This is a genomic window from Methylomicrobium agile (assembly GCF_000733855.1).
GTDB classification, from domain to species: domain Bacteria; phylum Pseudomonadota; class Gammaproteobacteria; order Methylococcales; family Methylomonadaceae; genus Methylomicrobium; species Methylomicrobium agile.
The window spans coordinates 1,357,489-1,382,479 of record NZ_JPOJ01000001.1 but is presented as its reverse complement, the minus strand read 5'-3'; the positions used below and the strand labels follow the sequence as shown (position 1 = coordinate 1,382,479).

23 protein-coding genes and 1 riboswitch are annotated in these 24,991 nt (G+C 57.1%); of the genes, 17 read left to right on the top strand and 6 right to left on the bottom strand.

The window, feature by feature from the left end; genetic code table 11:
* Nucleotides 1-5: 5 nt before the first annotated feature.
* The 6 genes from CC94_RS0106620 (at nucleotide 6) to CC94_RS0106595 (ending at nucleotide 4,515) form a co-directional block, all read left to right on the top strand.
* On the top strand, nucleotides 6-839 hold the full coding sequence (locus CC94_RS0106620; protein ID WP_005374992.1) for an AlbA family DNA-binding domain-containing protein: 834 nt from the start codon (nucleotides 6-8) through the stop codon (nucleotides 837-839).
* A 58-nt stretch (nucleotides 840-897) separates the two neighbouring features.
* On the top strand, nucleotides 898-1,113 hold the full coding sequence (locus tag CC94_RS22900; RefSeq protein ID WP_005374991.1) for a hypothetical protein: 216 nt from the start codon (nucleotides 898-900) through the stop codon (nucleotides 1,111-1,113).
* A 222-nt stretch (nucleotides 1,114-1,335) separates the two neighbouring features.
* On the top strand, nucleotides 1,336-2,082 hold the full coding sequence (gene cobS / locus CC94_RS0106610; protein ID WP_005374990.1) for an adenosylcobinamide-GDP ribazoletransferase: 747 nt from the start codon (nucleotides 1,336-1,338) through the stop codon (nucleotides 2,080-2,082).
* On the top strand, nucleotides 2,067-2,630 hold the full coding sequence (cobC, locus tag CC94_RS0106605) for an alpha-ribazole phosphatase (protein ID WP_005374989.1): 564 nt from the start codon (nucleotides 2,067-2,069) through the stop codon (nucleotides 2,628-2,630). The genes cobS and cobC overlap by 16 nt, the downstream gene beginning before the upstream one ends.
* Nucleotides 2,627-4,021, top strand: a complete 1,395-nt coding sequence (locus CC94_RS0106600) for a cobyric acid synthase (RefSeq protein WP_084675310.1) — start codon at nucleotides 2,627-2,629, stop codon at nucleotides 4,019-4,021. Before cobC ends, CC94_RS0106600 begins: the two co-directional genes overlap by 4 nt.
* Nucleotides 4,018-4,515, top strand: a complete 498-nt coding sequence (locus CC94_RS0106595) for a bifunctional adenosylcobinamide kinase/adenosylcobinamide-phosphate guanylyltransferase (protein WP_031430288.1) — start codon at nucleotides 4,018-4,020, stop codon at nucleotides 4,513-4,515. Before CC94_RS0106600 ends, CC94_RS0106595 begins: the two co-directional genes overlap by 4 nt.
* 70 nt (nucleotides 4,516-4,585) lie before the next feature.
* Here CC94_RS0106595 and CC94_RS0106590 read toward each other — a convergent pair whose 3' ends face one another.
* Nucleotides 4,586-5,155 (bottom strand): hypothetical protein, encoded by a 570-nt coding sequence (locus tag CC94_RS0106590; protein WP_031430286.1) that lies wholly within the window; start codon nucleotides 5,153-5,155, stop codon nucleotides 4,586-4,588.
* A gap of 180 nt (nucleotides 5,156-5,335) precedes the next feature.
* Nucleotides 5,336-7,411: a TonB-dependent receptor plug domain-containing protein gene (locus CC94_RS0106580; RefSeq protein ID WP_031430284.1), complete on the bottom strand. Its 2,076-nt coding sequence runs from the start codon at nucleotides 7,409-7,411 to the stop codon at nucleotides 5,336-5,338.
* Nucleotides 7,412-7,518: 107 nt separating this feature from the next.
* A riboswitch (cobalamin riboswitch) is annotated at nucleotides 7,519-7,728 on the bottom strand.
* A gap of 208 nt (nucleotides 7,729-7,936) precedes the next feature.
* Between CC94_RS0106580 and hemW the strand changes: the two genes are divergently transcribed.
* The 3 genes from hemW to CC94_RS0106565 all read left to right on the top strand — a co-directional run bounded on the left by hemW (nucleotide 7,937) and on the right by CC94_RS0106565 (nucleotide 11,892).
* Nucleotides 7,937-9,070, top strand: coding sequence for a radical SAM family heme chaperone HemW (gene hemW / locus CC94_RS0106575; protein ID WP_031430282.1), 1,134 nt, complete (start codon nucleotides 7,937-7,939; stop codon nucleotides 9,068-9,070).
* A gap of 33 nt (nucleotides 9,071-9,103) precedes the next feature.
* On the top strand, nucleotides 9,104-9,748 hold the full coding sequence (pyrE, locus tag CC94_RS0106570; protein WP_031430280.1) for an orotate phosphoribosyltransferase: 645 nt from the start codon (nucleotides 9,104-9,106) through the stop codon (nucleotides 9,746-9,748).
* A 203-nt stretch (nucleotides 9,749-9,951) separates the two neighbouring features.
* A complete protein-coding gene (locus CC94_RS0106565; RefSeq protein WP_031430279.1) occupies nucleotides 9,952-11,892 on the top strand; it encodes a dynamin family protein in 1,941 nt (646 codons plus the stop codon).
* A gap of 90 nt (nucleotides 11,893-11,982) precedes the next feature.
* Here the strand turns inward: CC94_RS0106565 and trmB are convergent, their stop codons facing one another.
* From trmB to aroG, 3 genes are all read right to left on the bottom strand, one after another.
* A complete protein-coding gene (gene trmB, locus CC94_RS0106560) occupies nucleotides 11,983-12,672 on the bottom strand; it encodes a tRNA (guanosine(46)-N7)-methyltransferase TrmB (RefSeq protein ID WP_031430278.1) in 690 nt (229 codons plus the stop codon).
* 251 nt (nucleotides 12,673-12,923) lie between these two features.
* Nucleotides 12,924-13,901, bottom strand: coding sequence for a sulfur carrier protein ThiS (thiS, locus tag CC94_RS0106555; RefSeq protein WP_031430276.1), 978 nt, complete (start codon nucleotides 13,899-13,901; stop codon nucleotides 12,924-12,926).
* Nucleotides 13,902-13,904: 3 nt separating this feature from the next.
* Nucleotides 13,905-14,984 carry a 3-deoxy-7-phosphoheptulonate synthase AroG gene (gene aroG / locus CC94_RS0106550; RefSeq protein ID WP_005374973.1) on the bottom strand — a complete coding sequence of 360 codons (1,080 nt, stop codon included), beginning with the start codon at nucleotides 14,982-14,984 and terminating at the stop codon, nucleotides 13,905-13,907.
* Between the two features lie 24 nt (nucleotides 14,985-15,008).
* Between aroG and CC94_RS23645 the strand changes: the two genes are divergently transcribed.
* On the top strand, nucleotides 15,009-15,296 hold the full coding sequence (locus CC94_RS23645; protein WP_157203393.1) for a hypothetical protein: 288 nt from the start codon (nucleotides 15,009-15,011) through the stop codon (nucleotides 15,294-15,296).
* Nucleotides 15,297-15,512: 216 nt separating this feature from the next.
* On the top strand, nucleotides 15,513-16,808 hold the full coding sequence (locus CC94_RS0106545) for an OmpP1/FadL family transporter (protein ID WP_245619710.1): 1,296 nt from the start codon (nucleotides 15,513-15,515) through the stop codon (nucleotides 16,806-16,808).
* Between the two features lie 54 nt (nucleotides 16,809-16,862).
* On the opposite strand, the gene CC94_RS0106540 is transcribed toward CC94_RS0106545, so the two are convergent.
* Complete coding sequence (locus CC94_RS0106540; protein ID WP_005374971.1) at nucleotides 16,863-17,711, bottom strand: amidohydrolase family protein; 849 nt, start codon at nucleotides 17,709-17,711, stop codon at nucleotides 16,863-16,865.
* 329 nt (nucleotides 17,712-18,040) lie between these two features.
* Here CC94_RS0106540 and msuE point away from each other — a divergent pair, with 329 nt between their 5' ends.
* The 6 genes from msuE (at nucleotide 18,041) to CC94_RS0106510 (ending at nucleotide 24,947) form a co-directional block, all read left to right on the top strand.
* Entirely contained in the window at nucleotides 18,041-18,607 is a 567-nt protein-coding gene (gene msuE, locus CC94_RS0106535; RefSeq protein ID WP_005374969.1) for an FMN reductase, read from the top strand.
* 10 nt (nucleotides 18,608-18,617) lie between these two features.
* Nucleotides 18,618-19,799 (top strand): acyl-CoA dehydrogenase family protein, encoded by a 1,182-nt coding sequence (locus CC94_RS0106530; RefSeq protein ID WP_005374967.1) that lies wholly within the window; start codon nucleotides 18,618-18,620, stop codon nucleotides 19,797-19,799.
* A 51-nt stretch (nucleotides 19,800-19,850) separates the two neighbouring features.
* Nucleotides 19,851-20,942 (top strand): dimethylsulfone monooxygenase SfnG, encoded by a 1,092-nt coding sequence (sfnG, locus tag CC94_RS0106525; protein WP_005374966.1) that lies wholly within the window; start codon nucleotides 19,851-19,853, stop codon nucleotides 20,940-20,942.
* Nucleotides 20,943-20,989: 47 nt separating this feature from the next.
* Entirely contained in the window at nucleotides 20,990-22,135 is a 1,146-nt protein-coding gene (locus CC94_RS0106520; protein WP_245549422.1) for an acyl-CoA dehydrogenase family protein, read from the top strand.
* Nucleotides 22,136-22,146: 11 nt separating this feature from the next.
* Nucleotides 22,147-23,382, top strand: a complete 1,236-nt coding sequence (locus CC94_RS0106515) for a bifunctional 3,4-dihydroxy-2-butanone-4-phosphate synthase/GTP cyclohydrolase II (RefSeq protein ID WP_005374964.1) — start codon at nucleotides 22,147-22,149, stop codon at nucleotides 23,380-23,382.
* Nucleotides 23,383-23,759: 377 nt separating this feature from the next.
* Entirely contained in the window at nucleotides 23,760-24,947 is a 1,188-nt protein-coding gene (locus tag CC94_RS0106510; RefSeq protein WP_084675309.1) for a sigma-54 interaction domain-containing protein, read from the top strand.
* Nucleotides 24,948-24,991 lie beyond the last annotated feature (44 nt).

Genomic DNA, 24,991 nt, shown 5'->3' with positions numbered 1-24,991 from the left:
CGAGCATGAAGCGATTTTTCATCCTGATACTGAGAATCTGGCGGCAGCAATTGAAACTGTATTTGGCCGCGGCCTTGAACGGCGCGCTGATCGGCGTGCTGATTCTGGCGCCGAGCTACGATTATATCAGCGCGCGCGAGCAGTCTGTGGATCCGCTCTCTTCGTTCGAGTATATGTTCGGGCAGATCGCCGACATGGTGATGGGCAGGATTTCGCACAATAACTTGATGCTGCTGATGTTCTATGCGGAAATCGGCGCGGTGGTCGGATTGCTCTCGCTCTTTTTATTCAGACTGATCCATCAGCGTTTCGTCCATATCGATTATTTGAAAATGGAACTGGACAAGGATTTGCCGTCGATCATCCGCCAGGGCGAAGGCCCTCACCTGGAATTCAAATCGTCATTGCGCTGGGACATGGCGGAATCGCGGATCAATCGTGCGCTGGAAGGCGTGATTCTGAAGACCGTGGCCGGATTCCTGAACAGTTCTATCGGCGGCACTTTGCTGATCGGCGTGGCCGACAACGGCGAAGTGATCGGGCTGGAGAAAGATTATCAAACCTTGAAGCGGCCGGATCAGGACGGCTTCGAACAGGCGGTGATGACGGCGATTTCGGCGAACCTCGGCGCCGACCTGTGCGCTTTCGTGCACGTATTGTTCCATGTGATCGACGGCAAGCACGTCTGCCGCCTGATCGTCTCGCCGGCGAACCGGCCGGTGTTCGTCGAGCAGGGCAATACGCAAAAATTCTATGTGCGCACCGGCGGCGCGACCCGCGATCTGAATATTAAGGAGGCGCTGGATTTTATTGCCGGACGTTGGAAAGGGACCAAATAAAAAATTTTTGCCGGCGGCGCTCGTGTTACGATGAACCGATTCGAAAATGGAGATTAAAATGCTATTACATGAGCAAATTATTGAGGAAATAAAGCATATTCCAGCCGAAAAGCTCGCCGAAGTATACGATTTGATACATTATTTCCGTTTGGGATTGCAGCGTGAAAAAGAACAGCAAAATACAGCCCGAACCTATCCCTTGCGTGGTACAAAAATTCGCTATTCAGAACCGACCGAGTCGGTGGCACTGAATGATTGGGAGTCGCTCCGGTGATTTTGTTGGACACCCACATTTGGATATAGAGTCAACCCGTTTGCCTCAACCTTTTCACCGCGATCCCGCCGATCAAATTATCGTGGCGACAGCCCGGCTCTATGATTGTCCCTTGATGACGGTAGACAGTAAAATTACCAATTACCCGCATGTCAGATCATTGCGCTAAAGCAAGCCGATCCCATTCCCGAAGTGGAAGCCTCAATTCACTCATCAAGCTCAATGTTCAATCTAAAACGTTTGTTGTTGGCGCTTAGCTTTTATACCCGTTTGCCGTGCCCGAAAAATCTCGATTATCAACAATTGCCGCAATCGGCGATCTTTTTGCCGATGATCGGGTGGATTGTCGGCGGCTTGTCGGGGGGGGCATATTATCTGGCGGTGCAGCTCTGGCCGACGACGGTCGCGGCGGTGATTGCGCTGATCGCCGGTATCTGGATCACCGGCGCTTTTCACGAGGATGGCTTCGCGGATGTTTGCGACGGCTTCGGCGGCGGTTACGGTAAGGAACGCATCCTCGCCATCATGAAGGATTCGGCGATCGGGGTATACGGCACGCTCGGCCTGATGCTGCTATTGCTGCTGAAGGTCGGTTTGCTCGGCTCGCTGGACGTTCGCATCGTGCCCTGGATTTTGCTGGCGGGACACAGCATGAGCCGGCTGATGCCGTTGCTCTTGATGCGGCGATACCGTTATGCGCGGACCGAAAACAGCAAAAGCGGCGGCGCGATGTTCCGGCCCGGTTTTGCCGATCTGGCGTTTGCGGCTGCCATGGCGCTGCTGCCGTTCGTTTTCCTCCCGGCCAGTTGTCTGCTGGCGACGTTGCCGTCCGTGTTTTCCACACTGTGGCTGGGCCGGTATTTCAATCGGCATATCGGCGGCTATACCGGCGATTGTCTCGGCGCCTGCCAACAGGTCGCCGAAACGGTGTTCTATCTGGGCGTCGGCGCGTCATGGACATCTATCTGATCCGCCATACCCGGACCGCAACCGAAATCGGGCTGTGCTATGGCCAAACCGACGTGGCACTGTCGCCGGGTTTCAGCGAAGAACTGGCGGCTCTGCGGCAAAAGCTGCCTGCTTCGGTCGAGTGTTGCGCGGTATACAGCAGTCCTTTGACGCGCTGCATGCAATTGGCCGAAACGTTATCGCCGAGCGTGATTGTCGACGACCGGCTGCTTGAACTGAATTTCGGCCGATGGGAAGGCCGCCGCTTCGACGAAATCGAGCCCGATTTGCTCAGCCGGTGGACCGGCAATTTCGTCGAGACCGCGCCGCCCGACGGCGAAAGCTTCACCGATCTTTGCGAGCGCGTCGGCGGCTTCTGGCAGGAGCTGTTGAGTCAGCCGCACGAACAGGTGCTGATCGTGACCCACGCGGGCGCGATTCGTGCTCTGCTTGCACGGGTGCTGGACCTGCCGCCGGCGAATGCATTCCAATTGCGCATCGATCCCGGCTCGGTGCACAAGCTGCGCCGCCAGCACGATTATACTTATATCGATTATCTGAACCGATGATGAAACCGTTGGCCGTGTTCGGCACCGGTTCCGACGCCGGCAAAACCACCCTGGTCATGGCGTTGTGCCGGATTTTCGCCGACCGGGGAATCAGGGTCGCCCCGTTCAAGGCGCAGAATGTCTCGAACAATTCGGCGGTGACCGTCGAAGGCGGCGAAATCTCCCGTGCACAGTGTCTGCAGGCCGAAGCGGCGCGCACGGAGCCGAGCTGCCGCTTCAATCCGGTGCTGTTGAAATCGCAAGGCAGCGGTTCGGTGCAGGTGATCGTGAACGGCAAGGTCCATCGAAACCAGTCGATCGCCGATTATTACAACCACATCGGCGCTTTGCAGGCCGAGGTTGAGAAGGCGTTCAACGGCCTTCGAGCGGATTTCGACCTGGTGGTCGCCGAAGGCGCAGGATCGCCGGTCGAACTGAACCTGCTCGACAAGGATTTATCGAACACCTTCGTCGCCAAAACGTTCGGCACGAAAAACATCCTGGTCGCCGACATCGAGCGTGGCGGCGTATTCGCCTCGATTTACGGGACGCTCGAATTGATGGACCCGGTGATGCGGGCGAACCTGGCCGGGGTGATCGTAAACAAGTTCCGCGGCGACCGGCGCTTTTTCGACGAGGGCGAAAAGATTATAGCCGAGCGTTTCGGTGTGCCGGTGTTGGGCGTCGTGCCGTTCCGGCCGCTGAACATCGACATGGAAGATTCGCAGTCGCTGCAGAACTACCGCCAGCGCCTCGGCGCGGTCAAAGTCCGGGTTGCGGCGATTGCCTATCCGGGGCTCAGCAATTACAACGACCTGGACGCGTTGATCGCCGATCCCGAACTCGACGTCGAGGTAGTGCACCACTATCGCCCGCTGGCCGGCTTCGACATGGCGCTGCTGCCGGGCAGCAAGACCGTGATCCGCGATCTGCACTGGCTGAAGAAAGAGGGGCTGTTTGCGGAACTGCGACAGTTTAACGGACCGATATTCGGCCTCTGCGGCGGCTATCAGATGCTGTGCAACAGGCTGCACGATCCCGATGCGCTCGAACACGATGTGCCTTGCATCGAGGAAGCGCTGGGGCTGATCGACGACGAGGTGATCTATCGAAGCCCGAAAATACTCGCGCGCGGCGCTTACCGGCTGTTTTCGGAAGAGGCGGTGCAGGGCTATGAAATCCACTGCGGCCGCCTGCAGAAACATCCGTTGTTTTACCATCAGGGCCGGATTTCGGGGACGCATGTGCACGGGGTGTTCGATCATGACGCGTTCCGTACCGGTTATTTCCGGGCGATCGATCCGGCTTACCGGGGATTTTGCTATCCGGCTTACCGCGAGGCGGAAATCAGCCGGTTTGCGGAAACGGTCGCCGCGCATGTCGACATCGACCGTATTGTGGAAGCGTTATGAAAACCTTGTTTACCGGCGGCGTCAAAAGCGGCAAATCGCACCTGGCCGAGGCGTATATTCTGGAACAGGCGGGCGGCCGCAAGCCTTATTATTTGGCGACGACCGAGTTTGTCGATGATGAAATGAAGGAACGAATCAGGATTCATCGCCAGCGCCGGCAGGATGCGTTCGTCACGATCGAGGAGCCGGTCAACCTGCTGGCGGTCCTGCAGCGCTGCCCCGGTCCGGTGCTGGTCGAATGCATTTCGATGTGGCTGAACAATCAGCTCTACCATGGCGTGATGGAGGCGGACATCCTGGCCGAACTGGAAGCGGCGATGCAATTGCCGTGCGCGATGGTGCTGGTGTTGAACGAGGTCGGCCTCGGAATCATTCCGGACAATGCGCTGGCCAGGCAGTATGTCGATTTATCCGGCAGGGCCGCGCAACTGATCGCGGCCCATTGCGAGCGGGTGTTTTTCTGCTGTGCGGGGTTAAAGCTGCAGATGAAATAGGCAGCCGTCAGGTAGGGTGGATAAGCGGTAGCGCATCCACCTTGCGAGAGAGACGGTCTATGACGGTCTATTAAGCCGATGTGTGGCGGCTTTGAAGCGCCGGCAAAAAAGCCAGTAATTTGACCAGGGCGTAGCCCGCCGCGACATAAAGCAGAGTCGAGCCGACATAGGGCAGATAATACTGCAGGCCGCCGGCAATATAGGCGCTCAGGGCAACCTCCTCAAAACGTCCGGAAAGCAGGTAAAAGCTGCCGTTCGAAATGAGGAAGGCCGCCGTCGAGGCCAGCATCAGCATGCCGACGTTCAAAGGCAGACCGATCCGGTCGAAGGTTTTATATCGGCCGCAATAACGGCCGGCCAGCCACATCACCCCGTAAGTCGGAATCATAAAGACATAGGCCGGCGAAATGCAGTAAGCGCTGGTACCGTTCGCGATCGCCAGATAGTCGATCAATCCCGCCAGGATCAACAGGAATGCGAGCAGGGCGGGTTTCCGGTAGAAGCCGGCAAAGAAAAACACCGCCAGCGACGCATCGGGCAGATGCAGCGCATCGCCGAAATGATGATAGCGGGTCAGCACCATCAGCGCGATCAGCGGAATGGGTAAATACTTCGTTTGCAGCCATTGTGTCGTGTTCATCGGATTATCTCCTGTCAATCGGTTTGCGAGTCTGTCCATCCGGCAGCCGGTTATTATAAAGGATAAGGGCGGAGAAGTTTCGCTCCGCGGAAGATTAAAGTATCCAACAGTTGGAGGCGTTTATCCAGCGGATTATCGAGTTCGACGCTTAACATGCCGTTGGGGTTTGTTGATAGGTTGTCAAAAGCGGTAGCTGACGGAGCCCTGAAAAGTTCGTTGGTAATTGATGGGATATACCACGGGGTTAGCGGTTCCGAAATCGACGAATTGCCCGTTCGCGCCGTTGAATAAATTTTGGATCGAGAAATCGACCGTCCAGTGTTTGCGGTCCGCCAACTGGTAAGTAAAGGTGGTCGCGTTGTAAGCCTGTTGTTTGCCCAACGAGTTGTCGAAGTCGCCTTCCGCATAACTGTCCGATTGATATTTATGGGAAAGGCTGATCGTATGATAGGGCAGCGGCAGCAGCGTACTGGTGAATTGTTTGCCGAGCGTCGCGAGTACGATGTGTTTCGGTTGGGCGGCGATTTGATAGGCTTGCGAGCCGACTTTGGCGCGCGTATCCGTATAAACGTAGTTGGCGCTGGCGTAGAAAAGAGCGAAATCCTTGTATACGGAGAGTTCTACGCCGTACTTGGAAGACGCGTCGTAGTTGGTGTCGTTGAAGGTGGAGCTGTTATAGAAAATCTCGTTGTTCAAATCCGAATAATAAAACTCCGCTTTCGCTTTAAACGTATCTTCCAGGTGTTTATACCCGATCGAATAGGTATCCATTTCCATCGTATTGATGAAACCGTTGAAGGTCTTTCCGATCAGCGTAAAGTCGGGAGCATACACCGGAGAAAAGAAACGGTCGATGTCGGGCGATTGAAATGCGTGCGAATAACCTGCAAATACGGCATCGTTCCTGGCCAGAGAGAAATTCGCCGCCGCGTTCACGCTCGCAGGGTTGACGGTTTTCGATAAAGGCTTGTTCGCTCCGTCGTTGTTGTGTTTGAAGGTGATGAAAGCCTGCCGGAAGCCCGCATTCAAAGACAAACGTTCGTTCACGAAATAGTCGGCCGAAATAAAGCCGGCGACGTTGTTCTTTTCGGTGACCTGGCCCGGTTCCGCGCGCAGATTGTCGTTCAGGTCGAAACCGGCCAGCACGGCGAAATCGTTCTGGATCGTCTGCAAGGTGAAACGATGGTCTTCCCCTTCGTAATGCGGCAGATAATTGTAGGCAGGGTATTTCAAATCCTTGGTTTTATTGGCATAGGTATAGGCAGCATTCCAGCGGTCGCTGAATTTGTATTTCATCGTGGTCACCCAGTCTTCTTTATGCACGATATTGCGCGAACCGTTGGTGACGGCGGCATTGGGGTCCCGATTGAAGGTGTCCAGGGACATCGGACCCGTATAGACGACATTGGAGTCGTCCTTGATGAAAGAGGTGAGGATTTCGAAATTGTCCTTTTGCAAACCCCAGGTCGCTTTGCCGTTTAAATTTTCGGTCGTATCCTTGCTGCCGTCCGCGAGCACCGGTTTTTTGCCTTCCGCGTCGAGGTAGGTAAAATTGCCGTCCGCCAAAATCTTGAACCCTTTAAAGTCGGTGACGGAGCCGAGATTGATGTGTTCGAGCTTGGTGTTGTAGGTGCCGAAACCCGACCTGACCGAACCGTACCACGGCTTTCGGTCGAATGAATTGTTGGTGCGGATGACGATGGTGCCGGCGCCGGCATAATCGCCGTAAAGCACCGAACCGCTGCTTTTGACCACTTCGATTTTTTCGATCGAATCGATGGGCACGGAGCCCAATTGCTGCGGCACCATGTCGATTTGATTCAACGAAACGCCGTCGACCAGGATGTTGATGTTTTGATAGCCGTCGCCGTTGCCGAAGCCGCGCATCGACAGCCGGGGCGTGATGACGTTGCCGAAGCTGGGGTCCGCCTGGATTTCGGTATTGTATTTGAAGAAATCCAGCAGATTGCTGACGCCGCTCTGCCGGATATTCTCTTTCGAATAGATGGTTACCGACTTGGGGGACAGCAACTCGTCCGCTACCGACGAGTTGGCAGTAACGGTCACCGGAGAAAGCAAGGCTTTATCCTGCGCTTTGACGTTGTAAGTTTCGACCGCTTCTTTCGCCGAAGGCAATTGATAGGAAGGTTTGATTTCTTTTTCTTCTTCGCTTGGGGTATCGGCGTTTTCCGCGGCCCATAACGGCGCCGAAAACACCAGGCTGGAAAACAAGAAATAAAATCGTGGATCGAGCATTTTATCCTCTGCGCCGCCCGCGCATCTGGGGGATTGACAGGGCGGAAGATGAAACGCAGAGAAAGACGGGAGTTGCCGCGGCTTTATCGTGCACAGCCCTCCGCTGTTCCGAATGATACTTTCAGGCCGGTCTCCGGGCTTATAAGCGGCTGGTTGCCGGCATCATCGCCTTCCCGTGCCTGAGCACAGTGGCGTATCGATGACGCTTGACTTATTTACCGTTGCGGGGGCAGCGCCGGTCTTGGAATTTCCTCACCGGCTTCCCGTTTAACCGTTGATTCTGAAGAACCAACGGAACCTTAAAGCAGGCGGCAATTATAGAGGGTGGCGGAAGGATGTCAATCAGAAAGAAGTATTTGCGAATTTCGCCGCAAGGAGTCCGCGCAGGGCGCGTCGGCGCTGGCGTAATGCGCCGCACCGTCGGCAATTGGCGGCAGGTTCGGTTTTTGGGCGCGTTTCCGAATGCCCTCCTTGGGGCGAACATGATAGACTGAACGTTTCGCCAATCATTTTTCCAGATAGTCGTTGCCGCCGCTCAGCTTATACATCCACATTCCCTGGTGCATCAAAAAATGCCCGTATTGCGATTTCAATTCCCATGCGGTGAAGGACGGCGCGCCGGAGGCGGCTTATATCGATGCCTTGTTGCACGATCTGGCCGAGGATATCCGGCGCTATGCGATCAATAGGCCGATCCGGAGCATTTTCATCGGCGGCGGCACGCCGAGCCTATTTTCGCCGGAAGCGTTCGACCGCTTGTTAGGCGGGATTGCGGCACAGGTGCCGTTGCAGGACGACGCCGAGATCACGCTCGAAGCGAATCCCGGTACTTTTGAAAGCCGTAAATTCGCGGAATTCCGTGCGCTCGGGATCAACCGGCTGTCGATCGGGATTCAGAGTTTCGATGACCGGTTCTTAAAGGCGCTCGGCCGGGTGCATTCGGCGCGCGAGGCGCTCCGCGCGGTCGAGATTGCGCAGCGGTCCGGCTTCGACAATCTGAACCTGGACTTGATGTTCGGTTTGCCGGATGCAAGCGAAGACAGCGCCGTCAACGACATTCGGATTGCAATCGGCCTGGAGCCGGCGCACATTTCGTTTTACCAGTTGACGCTGGAGCCGAATACCTATTTCCACAAATTTCCGCCGCGGCTGCCGAGCGACGAGTCGATTTTCGCGGCGCAAAAAGCCTGCCAGGCGCTATTGGCCGAGCACGGCTATGCGCAGTACGAAATCTCGGCTTACGCCCGGCCCGGCCGGCAATGCCGGCACAATCTGAATTATTGGCGATTCGGCGATTATCTGGGCATCGGCGCCGGTGCGCACGGGAAAATTTCCCAGGCATTACCCGGAAACATCGTCCGCACCTTCAAACCGAGAGGCCCTGAGCAATACCTTGCCGATACGCACCGGCAAGGCGGGGCGCAGGCGATTCCGGAAGCGGAGCTGCCGCTCGAATTCGTCATGAACCGTCTGCGCCTGAAGCGGGGTTTTGCGCTCGACGGTTTCACGGCGGCGACTGGCCTTGCGCCTGCCGCGCTGGAGCCGGGCTTGTCGGTCAATTGCCGGCAAAACCTCCTGATCCGGCAGGGCGGCCGTTTTGTGTGTTCCGAAAAAGGCTGGGATTTTCTGGATACGGTTTTACAGAATTTCATCGCCTGAAGTTTTCTTTACTCTAAAAATATCTTTATTGCCATGCACGATTATCAAGCACAGTTCATCCGTTACGCGCTCGAATGCGGCGTTCTGAAATTCGGCGAATTCCAGTTGAAATCCGGCCGCAGCAGCCCCTATTTTTTCAATACCGGCCTGTTCAATACCGGCGCGAAGCTGGGCCGACTCGGCCGTTTTTACGCGCAAGCCCTGATCCGGTCCGGCATCGAAACGGACGTTCTGTACGGGCCCGCCTATAAAGGCATTCCGCTGGTCAGCACGACTTCGATCGCTTATGCGGAATTGACCGGAGGCGATATGCCTTTCGCGTTCAACCGCAAGGAAAGCAAGGATCACGGCGAAGGCGGCACGCTGGTCGGTGCGCCTCTGACCGGCAATGTCGTGATTCTGGACGATGTGATCACGGCCGGCACCTCGGTCAGGGAATCGGTCGAGATCATTCGCGCCGCAGGCGCCGTGCCTGCCGGCGTGGTGATTGCGCTGGACCGCCAGGAAAAAGGTCTGGACGACCGTTCGGCGATCCGCGAAGTCGAGGAACGTTACGGTATGCCGGTCGTTTCGATCGTTACGCTGTCGGATATTATCGGTTATCTGACCGGGCATGCCGGAGAGCGGCCCGGCGTATTGGAGGCGATTACGGCCTATCGCGACCGCTATGGCATCTGATCGAACATGCCGTGGCAGACAAAAAACAACCCATGCCGTTACGCCTCGATTGATTATGGTCTACACTTAAAAGCAAATTCGCCTGAGGAAACGCTTGCGTTTCCGATAGCCGGGTTTTTTTGTAACCGTTTGAATCTCAACATCTTGTTGGTCCAGACATTCGACTCTTAACCGACGCATATCGAAGAATAATAAGGCTTGCCATGAGGAATCTGGAATTTAAAGAGCAAATGCGCGAGTATTCACAGTGGCGTTCGAAGCTGATGCAGGCGATCGAAATGTATCAGCAGTGGCGCCTGCGCTACGGCATGCATGACGCCGAAAGCGACAATACGATTTTGAACCTGCTGAGCGGCCTCAAATCCGACCGCATTACGCTGGCGTTTGCGGCTGAATTTTCCCGGGGCAAGACCGAACTGATCAATGCGCTGTTTTTCGCCGAAACCGGCCTTCGGCTGCTGCCTTCCGCGCCGGGCCGCACCACGATGTCGCCGACCGAATTGTTCTGGGACGAAGAAGGCGGCAGCTATATTCGCTTATTGAATATCGAAACGCGTCTGGAAGATGTTTCGCTGATCGAATTGAAGCAAGAGCCGCAGCGCTGGAAGCATATTCCGCTGGATTGCAATTCCCCTACGCAAATGCAGGAAGCGTTCAAGGAGCTGACGGCGAAAAAGTCGGTGGATCGCGAGGTGGCCGAAAAACTGGGCTTATGGAGCAAGCGCGAAGCCGCCGAACAAGGCAACCTCAATCCCGCCAAAGTCGAAATTCCGTGCTGGCGCCATGCCCTGATCAGCTTTCCGCATCCCTTGCTGAAGGAAGGCTTGGCTATTCTCGATACGCCCGGCTTGAACGCACTCGGCACCGAGCCGGAACTGACTTTAAGCATGTTGCCGAGTGCCCAGACAATCGTATTCCTGCTCGCCGCGGATACCGGCGTGACCAAGAGCGACCTCGAAATGTGGCGCAGCCATGTGTTCAAGGTCAGCAGCGGCAGCAAGCAAAGCGTCGCCGTCGTCATGAACAAGATCGACGCGATGTGGGACGACTTGACCGGCGAAAAAGGCTATGAAAGTGCGATCCACTCGCAGATCAAGGCGTCGGCCGACATTTTGAGGATCGATGAAAAAGCCATTTTCCCCGTATCGGCCAAGCAGGCGTTACTGGCGAAGGTCAAGCACGATCCGGAGCTTCTGGAGAGAAGCCGCCTGGCGACGCTGGAAAATTATCTGGCCAACGATATTCTGAAAGAGCGCCGGACGATCCTGATGAATGCGATCGTCCGCGACATCGGCTTCATGGTCAACGAATCTTTGAGTCTGGTCGACGTGTCTTACAGCAATGCGATTTCCCAGCTCGAGGAAGTCAAGAAGATCGATTTCGAAAACAAGGACATGACCGGCAAGCTGCTGGCCGAAATGCGCGACAGGCAGAATCAGTACATGGCGACGGTCGAAAATTTCCAGACCAGCCGCCAAGTGTTTCTGACGCAGGCGAAAATGCTGGTCGATTCGTTCGGCAAAGAGCGGGTCGACGAAATCGTGAAACGGACCCGCGAAGACATGGCGAAAAGCCTGACGACTTACAGCATGAAGCAGAACATGCGCAAACTGTTCGACGAGCTCCGCGATCTGTTGCAGGATTCGGTCGATTTGACGAACGAAACCCGCCGGCTGATCAAGGCGATTCACAAAAAATTCAAGGATGAATACGGTTTTGTCGAAATCGAGCCGCAGCTTTTTTCGATTGCGGCCTATCAGCTCGAACTGGAGCAGATTTTCGCCGAAGGTGAAGCATTCCGCGCCAGCGCCAAAACGACGATGACCGAGCAAAGCATCGTGATCAACAAGCTGTACGGCACGCTGATCGCGAAGGCGCGGCATATCCTGAAACAGGCGCACGACGACGCGGCGACCTGGAGCAGCAACGTGATGACGCCGCTGATGCATCAGATCAAGGACTACAAGAAACAGATCGACGGCCGTCTGCTGATGCTCCGGAAGATCAACGAATCGAAAGGCAACGTCGCCGAAAGCATCACTGCCCTGGAAGAACAATTGAAACAGATCAGAAAGCAGCGGGAAGAGCTGGTCTTTATGATCAAGATGATGCGGACGGAAGGTCTGCAGTTCGACAACAAGTGAGATGGATCGGCCGTTATTCGACATCTCTTCCTGGCGAAGACCTGCCAGGTTTTTAAAACCTGGCAGGTCTGAACAACAAGCTCGGACCGCTCAGGCCTTGCTGAAGATCAGATCCCAAACTCCGTGCCCCAGCCTGATTCCGCGCTGTTCGAATTTGGTTAAGGGGCGGTAGGCGGGGCGCTCGCAAAATCCCCCCGCTTCACTGGTATTCGCCAGTTTTTCTTGTTCGGACAATACCGCCAGCATGTGTTCCGCATAGGGCTGCCAGTCGCTGGCGGCATGAAAATATCCGCCCGCTTTAAGCTTTTTGCTCAGCAGTGCGATAAAGCCGGGCTGCACGATCCGTCTTTTGTGATGCTTCTTTTTCGGCCAGGGGTCCGGAAAAAACAGGTGGGCGCCGCTCAGGCTGTCGTTCGGAATCCGTTTTTCGAGAATCTCGACCGCATCGTGGCAATAGATCCTGACGTTGGTCAGATTCCGCTCCGCCAGCAGCATCAGCAGGTGGCCGACGCCGGGCCGATGCACTTCGATACCGATGTAATCGATCTCCGGATTTGCCGCCGCCATCTGTGCCAGACTTTCCCCATTGCCGAAGCCGATTTCGACGCAAAGCGGCGCATGGCGCCCGAAGACCCCGGCAAAATCATAATCGGCGTTCGGGTCGAGCCCGTAAGATTTCCAGTGATGGTCTAGCGCATGCTGTTGGCCAGCGGTCAGCCGCCCCTGGCGGCGAATGAAACTCTGGATTTTGCGGGGAAATGAAACTTCGGTGGAGAGCATACACGCGTTGTAGGGTACGCTGCGCGTACCGTTTCTGATGATTTCGGGGTTTCGTTATATTGGTAAGGTACGCATAGTGTTAATGCCGTTAAGTTAAGGTAGGCGCGTCATTCCGGCAGGGAATGCCGGAATCCAGTTGCCACGGATGGCAAGCTTTAATACATCCCTATAGTCTGGATCTCGGCAATCCATGCCGAGATGACGGCTTAACTTAGCGATATTGCGCATAGCGTTTGTAGAAATAAGAAGGATTAAAAAAACAATCCTTCCAGCGGCGAAGAGGCGGAAGCGAAGCGTTTCTTGGGCATCCGTCCCGCTAAAAAGGCTTCGCGGCCGGCCTCGATACCCTTCTTCATTGCAGAGGCCATCAGCACCGGATTTTTCGCAGCCGCGATCGCGGTATTCATCAACACCCCGTCGCAGCCGAGTTCCATCGCAATCGCCGCATCCGATGCGGTGCCGACGCCTGCATCGACCAGAACCGGCACCTTCGCGTTTTCGACGATGGTCAGGATGTTATACGGATTGCGGATGCCGAGACCGGAGCCGATCGGAGCTGCCAGCGGCATCACCGCCACACAGCCGATTTCTTCGAGCCGTTTCGCGGCAACCGGATCATCGTTGGTGTACACCATCACGTCGAAGCCGTCCTTGACCAGTTGCTCGGCGGCGATATAGGTCTGCGCCACGTCCGGGAACAGCGTCTTCGGGTCGGCCAAGACTTCCAGCTTGACCAGTTTATGGCCTCCTAACAGTTCCCTGCCCAGGCGGCAGGTACGGACCGCTTCTTCGGCGGTATAACAGCCGGCGGTATTCGGCAGGATCGTATATTTATCCGGCGAAATCACGTCGAGCAGATTGGGCTCGTCCTTGTTCTGGCCGATATTGGTGCGGCGGATCGCCACGGTCACGATCTCGGCGCCCGAGGCTTCGGTCGCGAGCCGGGTTTCTTCCAGGTCTTTGTATTTGCCGGTGCCGACCAGCAGGCGCGAGCGGTAGGCTTTGCCAGCGATCACGAACGTATCGTCCTGGCCGCCGCCGATCGCATGCACGATCTCGAGACGGTCGCCGTCTTGCAATTTGTATTCGCCGTATTGATCGTAAGGCAGAATCTCTTGGTTCAATTCAACCGCGATTTTCTTGCCGGTCAATTCCAGCTCCGAAATCAGTGTGGCGACAGTGCTTTGCTCAGCGCATTCGCGGGCTGAACCGTTAACAGTAATCTTCATGCGTTAAACCCCTTTGCTGTCAAAGGCCCGCCGATTGCGCACGGCGGCAGCCAGTGTATTCAACAGCGGTATGGTATCCTCGAAACTGATGCAGGCATCGGTGATGCTCTGGCCATAGGTCAAAGGCTTGCCCGGTACCACGTCCTGCTTGCCCGCGACCAGATTGCTCTCGATCATCGCGCCCATGATCCGGTGGTCGCCGCCGGCAATTTGTTCGGCTACATCTTCGCCGACGATCAGCTGGCGCTGGCATTGTTTCAAGCTGTTCGCGTGGCTGAAATCGATCATGATATTGGGCCTGAGCTTCGCATTGATCAGCCCTTCCGCGACCTTCTCGACGTTGACCGCATCGTAATTCGGCTGATTGTTGCCGCCGCGCAGGATGATATGCACGTCTTCGTTGCCGGTGGTCGAGAAAATGGCCGAATGTCCGCCCTTGGTCATCGACAGGAAGTGATGCGGGCTCATCGCGGCGCCGATCGCATCGATCGCGATCTTGATCGTGCCGTCGGTCGAATTCTTGAAACCGATCGGACAGGAAACGCCCGAGGCCAGTTCCCGATGCCCCTGGCTTTCGGTCGTGCGCGCGCCGATCGCGCCCCAGGCGATCAGGTCGGAGATATATTGCGGGCTGATCAGATCGAGGTATTCGGTCGCGGCCGGCATGCCCAGGCTGGCGACGTCGAGCAGCAGGCGGCGCGCGATGCGCAGGCCTTTGTTGATGTTGAAGCTGGAATCGATATCGGGGTCGTTGATCAGGCCTTTCCAGCCGACGGTGGTGCGCGGTTTTTCGAAATAAACCCGCATCACGATCAGCAAGTCTTCCGCCAGTTCGTCCTTGAGCTCCTTCAGGCGTTTGGCATAATCGATCGCGGCAGCCGGATCGTGGATCGAACAGGGGCCGACCACGACCAGCAGGCGGTCGTCTTCGCCGGTCAGAATGTGATGAATTTGCTGGCGCGCTTTCGCTGTGGTCTCGGCCGCTTCGTCGGTAATCGGCATTTCATCGTGAACCTGAAACGGCGCGATGACTTCTTTCGTTTCGCAGATTCTCAGGTCGTCGGTTTTGTATTTTGTATGCATGGGATACTACGAGGCAACAGCCAAATGCGGTTTAAATCCGCTATTTTAACTCTTTTTACCGGATTGCGGATAGCTTTGCAGGCAATCGCGCTGTCCTCAATACCGGTAAACCGGCCTAAAACGTCCCAGCGATTTGCCGGAATGCACTGGGGCGGTTCTTGCCGCTTTCCGGTTTTGGATGGGGTGCGAAAGATAAAAACGATTCAAAAAAATCGCCTCGCTTCTTCAAAAAACTGTCACCCCTTGCGCCTAGGGCGGCAATTTTTCCATGGAATTGCTGCCAGTACGGCATTTCAAAACAATAATATATAATTTTCTTGTTAAGAAATAATAACTTATGTTTGGCATAAAGCTCGCAATAGAGGCTTTCAGGCAGACGGCGTTTGTCTTTACGGAAACCTGTTTGGACAAACTTCGGACATGGCCGATACCTGAAATATTTTATTGGAGTTTACAATGCAGAAAGAATTTACATTTGTTGGAAATGTCCGACCGATAAGTTCAGCGCAACTACCGCGGCTGTTGCTGTTGGCGTTAGTTAGCGCCGCATCGCCCGGCGTTTTGGCGCTGAATAGCGGAACCGATCTGAACCTGTCTTTAAAGCCGATTGCCGGAGGCATGGCGGGCGCCGCTTATACGAAGCCACAAGAGATATCCGCGGCCTTGTTCGGTAATCCCGCAACCTTGACCCAATTCAAAGGCTTCAATTTCGGCCTGGGCGCGGCCATCCTCGAACCCGACGTGGACAATTATCAAAGTAACAACGGCTTTACCAACCACTCGCACAGCTTGGCCCAGAATTATATTGCGCCGGACTTCGCGCTTGGCGCGGAAATCGCGCCCGGTTTCGTGCTGGGTGCCGGGGTGGCGGTCGATTCCGGCCTGGGAGCGGATTATCGCACCCAGCCGATCAATGCCGGCGCGGGCCTCGGCTTGGGCGGAGCCGGCGCCGGAGGCGCGGCGACATTGCCCCTCCTGGTCGAGTTACTGTCGTTTAGCGCCAATCTCGGCGCGGCTTACGAAGTGACGCCCGATCTGTCGTTGGGAGCGGCCTTGACGGTGGGATTCGGCTTGGGCCAGTTCGGTACCAGCGGGAGTACGACCGGACTTGCCGGTCTGACGGGCGATTTTGGCGGTACGACGTCCAGCGTGCACGATATTTCGATTCGTGGCTCGCTGGGGGCGACTTACCGGCTCACCGAGGATGTCAAGCTTGGACTTTCGCTCAAAACCCCCTTGCAATACCATTACCAAAATGTATTGGCGACAACCATCAACGGTCATCAGGTCTATCAAGACGTCAAGCTGGAACAGCCGTTCGAGGTGACCTGGGGTGCGGCTGCCAATGTCACCCCGAATCTATTATTAGAGGCGGACGTGGCCTGGAAGAACTGGTCGCAGTCTTCGCTGTACAAAGATGTTTACAAGGACCAATTTCTGGCGATGCTGGGCGGACAATACAGTCTTGGAAATTGGCAGTTCCGTACCGGCTACAGCTATGCCTCGAAACTGCTGCGCGACAATCCGAACGGCACGGTCGGCGGCTTCGGAGGCGTCGGCACGTTGCCTCTCGACACCGGGGTTCCGGGCGTGCTTGACCATAACGACATCATTAAAGTCGTCCAGACTACGTTGGGGCCGGTCGTCTGGGAGCATACCGCTACAGCCGGTCTGGGCTATGCCTTTTCGCCCAAATTCAGGCTGGATGCGTTTGCGGCTTATGCTTTCGAAGGTTCGGCGGAGCGCAGTACGCTGGCGTTGGGAGACTATCGCGCGACAGGCAGCGAGTGGTCGCTGGGCGCGGGGGCCAATTTCCGATTTTGAGCGAGGAGCGCCGAATAACCCGTTTCGGCTATTCGGCAAATCCGTCCTGTCCATTCAAAGCCGCAGCAAGCGCTGCGCATTGCGGCACAGCACTTGCTCCAGCGCATCCTCCCGCCAGTCCAGTCGTAGAAAATCTTCGAGCGTTTGCCGCATCGCCCGGAACGGGTACGAACTGCCGAACAGCAATTGTTCCCGCATGAAACCGTTGGCCGCTTCCACGTAGAGACCGCCGCCCGGCAGAAACAGATACATGTCCGGAACCACATACACGTTTTCATAGCGGAATGCCACGCCGATCATTTCGGCGACATACGGATAGAAGCCGTGGTAGCAGACAATCGCCAATCCCGGATACGCCCTGGCGACCCTGCCGATCGCGGCGGGTCTGGCGAATTCCAGATTCGGCGTGGTCGGCCCGGACATCAGAAACACGGGCACCTGAAGCTGCTTGTAGGCGTCATACACCGGGAACAGCAGCGGATCGTCGGCCTGCAGCGGCGGCGAACCGAATCCCGGTTCGATGTTCACGCCGGCCAAGCCCCATGTTTTTACCGCGCGTTCGATTTCGGCGCCGATTTCACGTTCGCTCAGGGCTTGCGGATTCAGCGACGCAATGCCGATCAATTCCGGATAAATCCGCGCGATGTCTCGAATCGTTTCGTTTGCGATCTTGATGTCGGGCGTATCGCGGCCGACGACGACGGCACGGCTGATACCGGCGTCGCGAATTTCGCCAATAAAACCGTCCGGCGTCAGCGAACGGACGAAGTGATCGTCCTGTTTCGATCCCAAGCGGCGATTCAGCCATCTGGCCGTTTCAAATTCCGGCGTTTCCGGCGTCGCGCCATAAAAATCATGTAGAAACGCAGGCCGGCTGCGCATATCGATGATCGGTCCGTGCATCGTATCAACTCTCGGTTTTGGGTGATTGAAGAAAGCGTTTTCCGCTTCTGCGGATGTTTCAAGTCCCGAAAGCAGCAGATAGTGTGCCAATCGCCGTTAACCGCATTGCCGCGCGTATTTGCCGGCATCCGGGCCAGGCGCCGCTGCCGCTACAGCGGCAACGGGTTTCCGCTGCTGCCGCGAGAGCAGCATTCGTCACGGATATTATTTAAATAAATCAATATAAATCATAGCATTATAGTTTGGCACGATCGGTGCTTAAGCCTAGTCATGGCGGTACGCAAAGCGCATCGAGCATTCGAGTTTTCAACCAAACAAAGGCAATCAACATGAGCACATTAAAAGTTGTAGTGGTCTCGGGCAATCTGGGGCAGCCGTCCAAGACTCTGGCATTGGCCGGACAAATCGTGGAGGCGGTCAAGCAGCGGGCCGCCGTTGACGTTCTCACCTATAGCCTGGCCGATCTTGCGCCGGTGTTCGGCCCCGCCCGCCATCCGGGCGAGCTGAACGACTTCGGCAAAGAGGTGCTGCAAGCCATCGGCGCGGCCGATATTCTGGTGGCGGTCACGCCGGTTTATAAAGGCTCCTATACCGGCCTGTTCAAGCACCTATTTGATTTTCTGGACCCGAATGCGCTGATTGACGTGCCGGTCGTCCTCGGAGCCACCGGCGGCGGCGAAAAACATGCGCTGATGATCGAGCATCAATTGCGCCCCTTGTTCGGCTTTTTTGGTGCGCAAACGGTTCCTTCCGGTATTTACGCCAGCGAACAAAACTTCGACGGCACGCGGTTCGGCCATCCTGTCGTACTCGAACGCATCAACGCCGCGGCGCAGCAGGCGGTGACCGCCGCGCGCACCCGCTCGCAACAACTTCCGTTACCACGCATCGCTTAAGGAACATCTCATGTCTGTCATCGATTACGAAAAAATCCGCTCCGACATTCGCGCATTGGTTGACGAGGTCATCAGGCCCAATGCCGAACGTACCGACCAGGGGCACTTTCCCCGCGAGAACCTGAACGCCCTCGGCCAGGCAGGTTGGAACGGCGTACTGATTCCGCAGGAATACGGCGGCTTGGGCCTCGACCATGTCGCTTTTTCGATCGTGGCCGAAGAGATCGGCCGCGCCTGCGCCTCCACCGGCTTGGTTTATGTGATGCACACCGGCGCGGCACAGACCATCAATTTGTTCGGCAACCGCGACCAAAAAGAGCGCTGGCTGAAGCCGGCCCGCGACGGTTTGGTCGGCACCTATTCGACCAGCGAAAAAGCCTCGGGCGGACACTGGTGGTTCAATTTTAGCGAGGCGGCTCGGGATGGCGACGATCACTACCTGCTCAATGCCGAAAAATCGTTTACCACCAGCGCCGGACAGGCCGATTACTATATTTTTCAAACCCGTTCGCCGGGCGCGAAAAGCGCGACCGACATCAGTTTCTTCATCGTCGATTCCAAACTCGACGGCATTACGCACGGTACCTGGGAGGCGCTCGGCGTGCGCGGCAACCACAGTGGGCCGATCACTTACAAAGACGTGCGCGTTCAAAGCATCGATCGCCTCGGCGAGGAAGGGCAAGGCAAGGACATCGTTTACCACGGCGTCTCGCCGGTTTATCTGGTCGGCCTCGGCGCGGTCTGGCACGGCGTGGCGCGAGCGGCGCTGGAAAAAGCTTCCGCCCATCTGACCGGCAACATCCATCGCGATTTCAACCGCAAGTTGTCCGACTACCAGGTGCTGCGCCAGCAATTGGGCGAATCCAAAATCCTGGTCGAAAGCCTGCGCCCCTGGCAACACGAACTGGCGCGGCAACTGGACCAGTTACAGGCGGCCGGTCAACCGCAAGGGCAAATCCTGTTGCCGTTGACCGAATTCAAGGTGCACGCGGCGGAGGTTGCCAATATTTCGGCGCGCAACGCGCTCGATGTCAGCGGCGGCTACGGATACAAGAAAGGGCCGATCGAACGGATCTTCCGCGACGCCCGCGCCGGCATCGGCATGGGGCCGTCGAACAACATTGCCCGCGAGTGGATCGGCAAGGCGCTGGTCGGGCTGCCGCTGGAACTGTTCGAGGCGGGCGGCGAGTAGAAAAAGCCGGTCATCTTAATCGACAATCACAGCCCTATTTCGGAGAACTTCATGAGCCACACCCCAATCAAATTCGCCTACTGGGTACCCAACGTTAGCGGCGGCCTCTTGATCAGCAAAATCGAGCAGCGCACCCGTTGGGACATCGACTATAACCGCAAGCTCGCGCAAATCGCCGAGCAAAACGGCTTCGAATACGCGCTGAGCCAGATCCGCTTTACCGCCGGTTACGGCGCGGAGTATCAGCACGAGCCGCTTGCCTTCACGCATGCCTTGCTGGCAGCCACCGAGAAGCTGCGGATCATCGCGGCGATTCTGCCGGGACCTTGGCATCCCGTCGTGGCGGCCAAGCAGATCGCAACCATCGACCAGTTGACCGGCGGCCGCATCGCGGTCAATATCGTCAGCGGCTGGTTCAAATCCGAATTCACCGCGATCGGCGAGCCGTGGCTGGAGCATGACGAACGCTATCGCCGTTCCGAGGAATTCATTCGCGCGCTGAAAGGGATTTGGACGCAGGACGATTTCAGCTTTTTGGGCGACTTCTACCGCTTTCACAACTACACCTTGAAACCCAAGCCCTTGCAGCAACCGCGCCCGGAGATTTTCCAGGGCGGCAGTTCCCGTGCGGCGCGGGACATGGCATCCCGCGTGTCGGATTGGTATTTCACCAACGGCAACACGCTGGAGGGCATCAAGGCGCAGGTCGACGACATTCGCGCGAAGGCCGAAGGCGAAGGGCATGCGGTCAAAATCGGCGTCAATGCGTTCGTGATCGCCAGGGACACCGAGGCGGAAGCGCGCGCGGTGCTCGATGAAATCATCGATAAAGCCGATCCGGACGCGGTCAACGCCTTTGGCCGTGAAGTCAGGCAAGCCGGCAAAGCGTCGCCGGAAGGCGAAGGCAATTGGGCCAAGTCCACTTTCGAGGATTTGGTGCAATACAACGACGGCTTTAAAACCAATCTGATCGGCACGCCCGAACAAATCGCCGAACGTATCGTGGCGTTAAAAGCGGCGGGCGTCGACTTGGTGCTGACCGGCTTTCTGCATTTCCAGGAAGAAGTCGAATATTTCGGACAGCGGGTGATACCTTTGGTCCGGGCATTGGAATCGCAACACGCCGACCCGGTGGCCGCCTAATGAGCGCCGTGACACCCCTCAAACAGGCGCGAGCAAGGTCTCAAGCCTTGTTTGATACCGCCGAGCAACTGGCGGCGGAATTTGCCGCCACCGCCGTCGAACGCGACCGGCAGGGCGGAACGGCGAAAGCCGAACGCGATCGCTTGCGTCAAAGCGGCCTGTTGAATCTGATTATTCCCGGCGAATACGGCGGCCACGGCCTGGATTGGCACGACACCTTGCGGATCGTGCGCCTCATTTCCAGGGCCGACAGTTCGCTCGGGCACTTGTTCGGCTTTCAGCATTTACTGCTGGCCACCGTGCGTTTGTTCGGTGACCAGTGGCCGCATTACTATCGGGAAACGGTTAAAAACCACTGGTTTTGGGGCAATACGCTGAATCCTCTGGATACCCGCGCCAAGATCAGCGCCGACGGCCAGGATTGGCTGGTGCATGGATCGAAAAGCTTTTGTTCCGGCGCCACCGACTCCGACCATTTGATCGTCTCGGCCGTGCCGGAAGCGGGCGACAAATTGGTGATCGCGGCCATTCCCAGCGACCGCGCCGGCCTCCGGATCAACGCGGATTGGGACAATATGGGCCAGCGCCAGACCGACAGCGGCACGGTGGATTTTCACGGCGTGCGCATTTACGACCATGAAATTTTACGCCGGCCAGGCCCCTTGGGCAGCGTGTTCGCGACCTTGCGGCCGCTGATCGCGCAATTGGTGTTGACCAATATTTACCTGGGCATCGGCGAAGGCGCCCTGGCCGAAGCGATCGGTTACACGCGCAGCCAAGCGCGCGCCTGGTTTTTGTCGGGCGTGGAAAGCGCGACCCGCGACCCTTACGTGCTCAAAAAATACGGCGAGTTCTGGGTCGATTTGAATGCCGCCGCGCAAGCAACCGACTATGCCGCCAATTTGCTGGATGCCGCCTGGCGGCTGGAAAATGCGCTGACCGAGGCCGAGCGCGGCAACGTGGCGATCGCCTGCGCGGCGGCCAAAGTCCTGGCCACGCGGGCGGGCCTGGACGTAACCCAGCGCCTGTTCGAAGTCACCGGTGCGCGGGCCACCAGCGCCAAAGCCGGGTTCGACCGCTACTGGCGCAATCTGCGCACCCATTCGCTGCATGATCCGGTGGATTATAAGCTGCTGGACCTTGGCGAATGGGTGTTGAACGGCAAGTCTCCCACGCCGAGTTTTTACTCCTGAGGATCGATTCAATGAGTGACGACACCCTAGCAGCGGCGCTGAAAGCCATCCGCAACGGCGAATTCGTCGTGGTCGCGGACGACGCGGACCGGGAAAACGAAGGCGATTTGATCATCGCGGCCGAAAAAATCACCCCGGAACGCATGGCCTTTCTGATTCGGCACAGCAGCGGCGTGGTTTGCGTTTCCCTGCCGGGCGAGCGTATTGACGCGCTGCATCTGCAGCCGATGGTCGCGAACAATACCGATGCGCACGGCACCGCCTTTACGGTTTCGGTGGACTTGAACAAAGGCACAAGCACCGGCATTTCCGCCGCGGACCGCAGCGCCACGATCCGCGCCCTGGCCAATCCCGCCTGCAAAGCCGAGGATTTCGCGCGCCCGGGTCATGTGTTTCCGCTGCGCGCCCGGGAGCATGGGGTTTTGGCGCGGCCCGGCCATACCGAAGCGGCGAGCGACCTGGCGCGTTTGGCCGGTTTGTATCCTGCCGGGGTGCTGTGCGAAATCGTCAACGACGACGGCAGCATGGCGCGCGGCGCGGCTCTCAGAGCCTTCGCCGAAAAACACCGCCTGCCGTTTATCCGCATCGCCGACCTGATTGCTTACCGCCGCCGCCACGAGCGCCTGGTCGAGCATGTCTCGGAAGCGCGCATTCCCACGGCCACGGGGGTGTTTACCGCGCATGTCTACCGTTCGCTGCTCGACGGCTCGGAACATCTGGCGCTGGTCAAAGGCCAACTGGCGGGGCAGCAAGACGTGCTGGTCCGGGTGCATTCGGAATGTTTGACCGGCGACGTGCTCGACTCCCTGCGCTGCGACTGCGGCAACCAGTTGAAAATGGCCCTGGCGAAGATCGAACAGGCAGGGTGCGGGGTGCTGGTTTACCTGCGCGGCCACGAAGGCCGCGGCATCGGTTTGGCCCATAAACTCCGCGCTTACGAATTGCAGGACCAGGGCCGCGATACCGTAGAGGCCAATCTGGACCTGGGCTTGCCGGTGGATTCGCGCAGCTACGATGTCGGTGCGCAAATTCTGACCGATTTGGGGGTAACGACGCTGCGGCTGATGAGCAATAATCCGGCCAAGTTTACCGAACTGTCGGGCTACCGCCTGAAAATCGTCGAGCGCGTGCCGCTGGAGTCCGCGCCCAATCGGGAGAATATCGTTTATTTACGCACGAAATCGGAAAAGCTGGGGCATTGGCTGAAGCTGGACGATTTACCTTGGGAAACGTCGAGCGCCCGATAGTTCATTAGGGTTCCCACGCTCTACGCTATACACAAATGCCGGCCTCCGTAAAACGGCTGTCGGCGCTTCTGCATGCACCGAAACCGGTCAATTCCGGTGAAAACGCTCGTAAAAAAGCCAGTGCAAACCGAGACTTGGGCAGTCGTCTCGCGCGGCCTGGCTTCGCAAACCTTGCGGGCTCGGGAAGTCGCGGCTCCCATGCCTGCGGAAGCGCGTGACTTATGGGAGCGATTCTCGGGTCGCGATCCGCGCGTTCTGCGGGAATGCTCCTCATTATCGTATTCGGGCATAAGAATATTGATTTTGATCGTTTTATAACTTGGGATGCCCATGCTATCTTGGAACCGGTTGTAACTTCAGGGAACCTGTTTTTACTCATGCCTTTACTCGCCTTTCCAAATTCCGCCGAGATGGCGCTGTCGATTCGCGCGTCCGCTTTAGTCTTCGAAGACTCGAAATCCAAAGAACTGCTCGAAAGGATCCAGTGCATCGCCCCCAGCGAGTTGAACGCTTTGATCATCGGCGAAACCGGTACCGGCAAAGAATTGGTGGCTCGCCACATACACGAACTCAGCCCAAGGCGCGGCGGGCCGTTTTTGGCGGTCAACTGCTGTGCCTTGTCGGAAACCTTGATCGAAAGCGAGCTGTTCGGCCATGAAAAAGGGGCCTTTACCGGCGCGACAACGGCCAAGCAAGGCTGGTTCGAGGCGGCTTCCGGCGGCACGATTTTTCTCGACGAGATTGGCGATCTGCCGTTGTCGATGCAGGTAAAACTGCTGAGGGTTTTGCAGGAGCGCGAGGTGGTGCGGGTCGGTTCTCATCGCGCGGTGCCGATCGACGTGCGGCTGATCGCGGCGACCAACATCAAACTGGAAGAAGCGATCATAGCGGGACGCTTTCGTGAGGATTTGTACTATCGCTTGAATGTCGCGGCCTTGCACCTGCTGCCTTTGCGGCAGCGCGGCGGGGATATTTTGCCGCTGGCCCGGCATTTTCTAAAAGTGTACGGTCAGCGGCTCGGCTGCCCGGATACCCGTATTTCCCCGGCCGCCAAACAAACGCTGCTGGCGCATGCTTGGCCAGGCAACATCCGGGAATTGGAAAACGTCATACACCATGCCTTGTTGGTGGCCCGCGACCGTGCCATTACGCCGGCGGATTTGCATCTCTCGCAGTTGCCCGGTCCGGCCAAAGCGGCCGATGCCGATGCCGATGAGGAAGCGTTCGAGAAATTGGGCCGGATGTTTCAAGCCTTGTGCGAGCAAGAGCACCCCGATTTATATGCCCGCGTCGAACAGGCCTTGCTGCAAGCCGCCTATAAGCATACCGGCCGAAACCAGTTGGCAACGGCACGCTTGCTCGGCTTGAGCCGGCATGTGGTTCGGGCCAAGCTGATTCAACGCCGGCTTTTGGCATCGGGGGAAACGGAAGCCGAAAAATACCCGCCGGCATCGCCGCCAGTGGCGGTTATTCCTCCCATCCTGGCGCCCGAGGCGATTCCAAGGCAGAAGGTCTATAAAGAACCTGTTTTTTCCGAAGCGGCGCAAGAGTGTTGGGGGTTTTAAGAGAACGCTCGGCATCGCTGCATCGGTCGGGTTCCTCGCCCAGG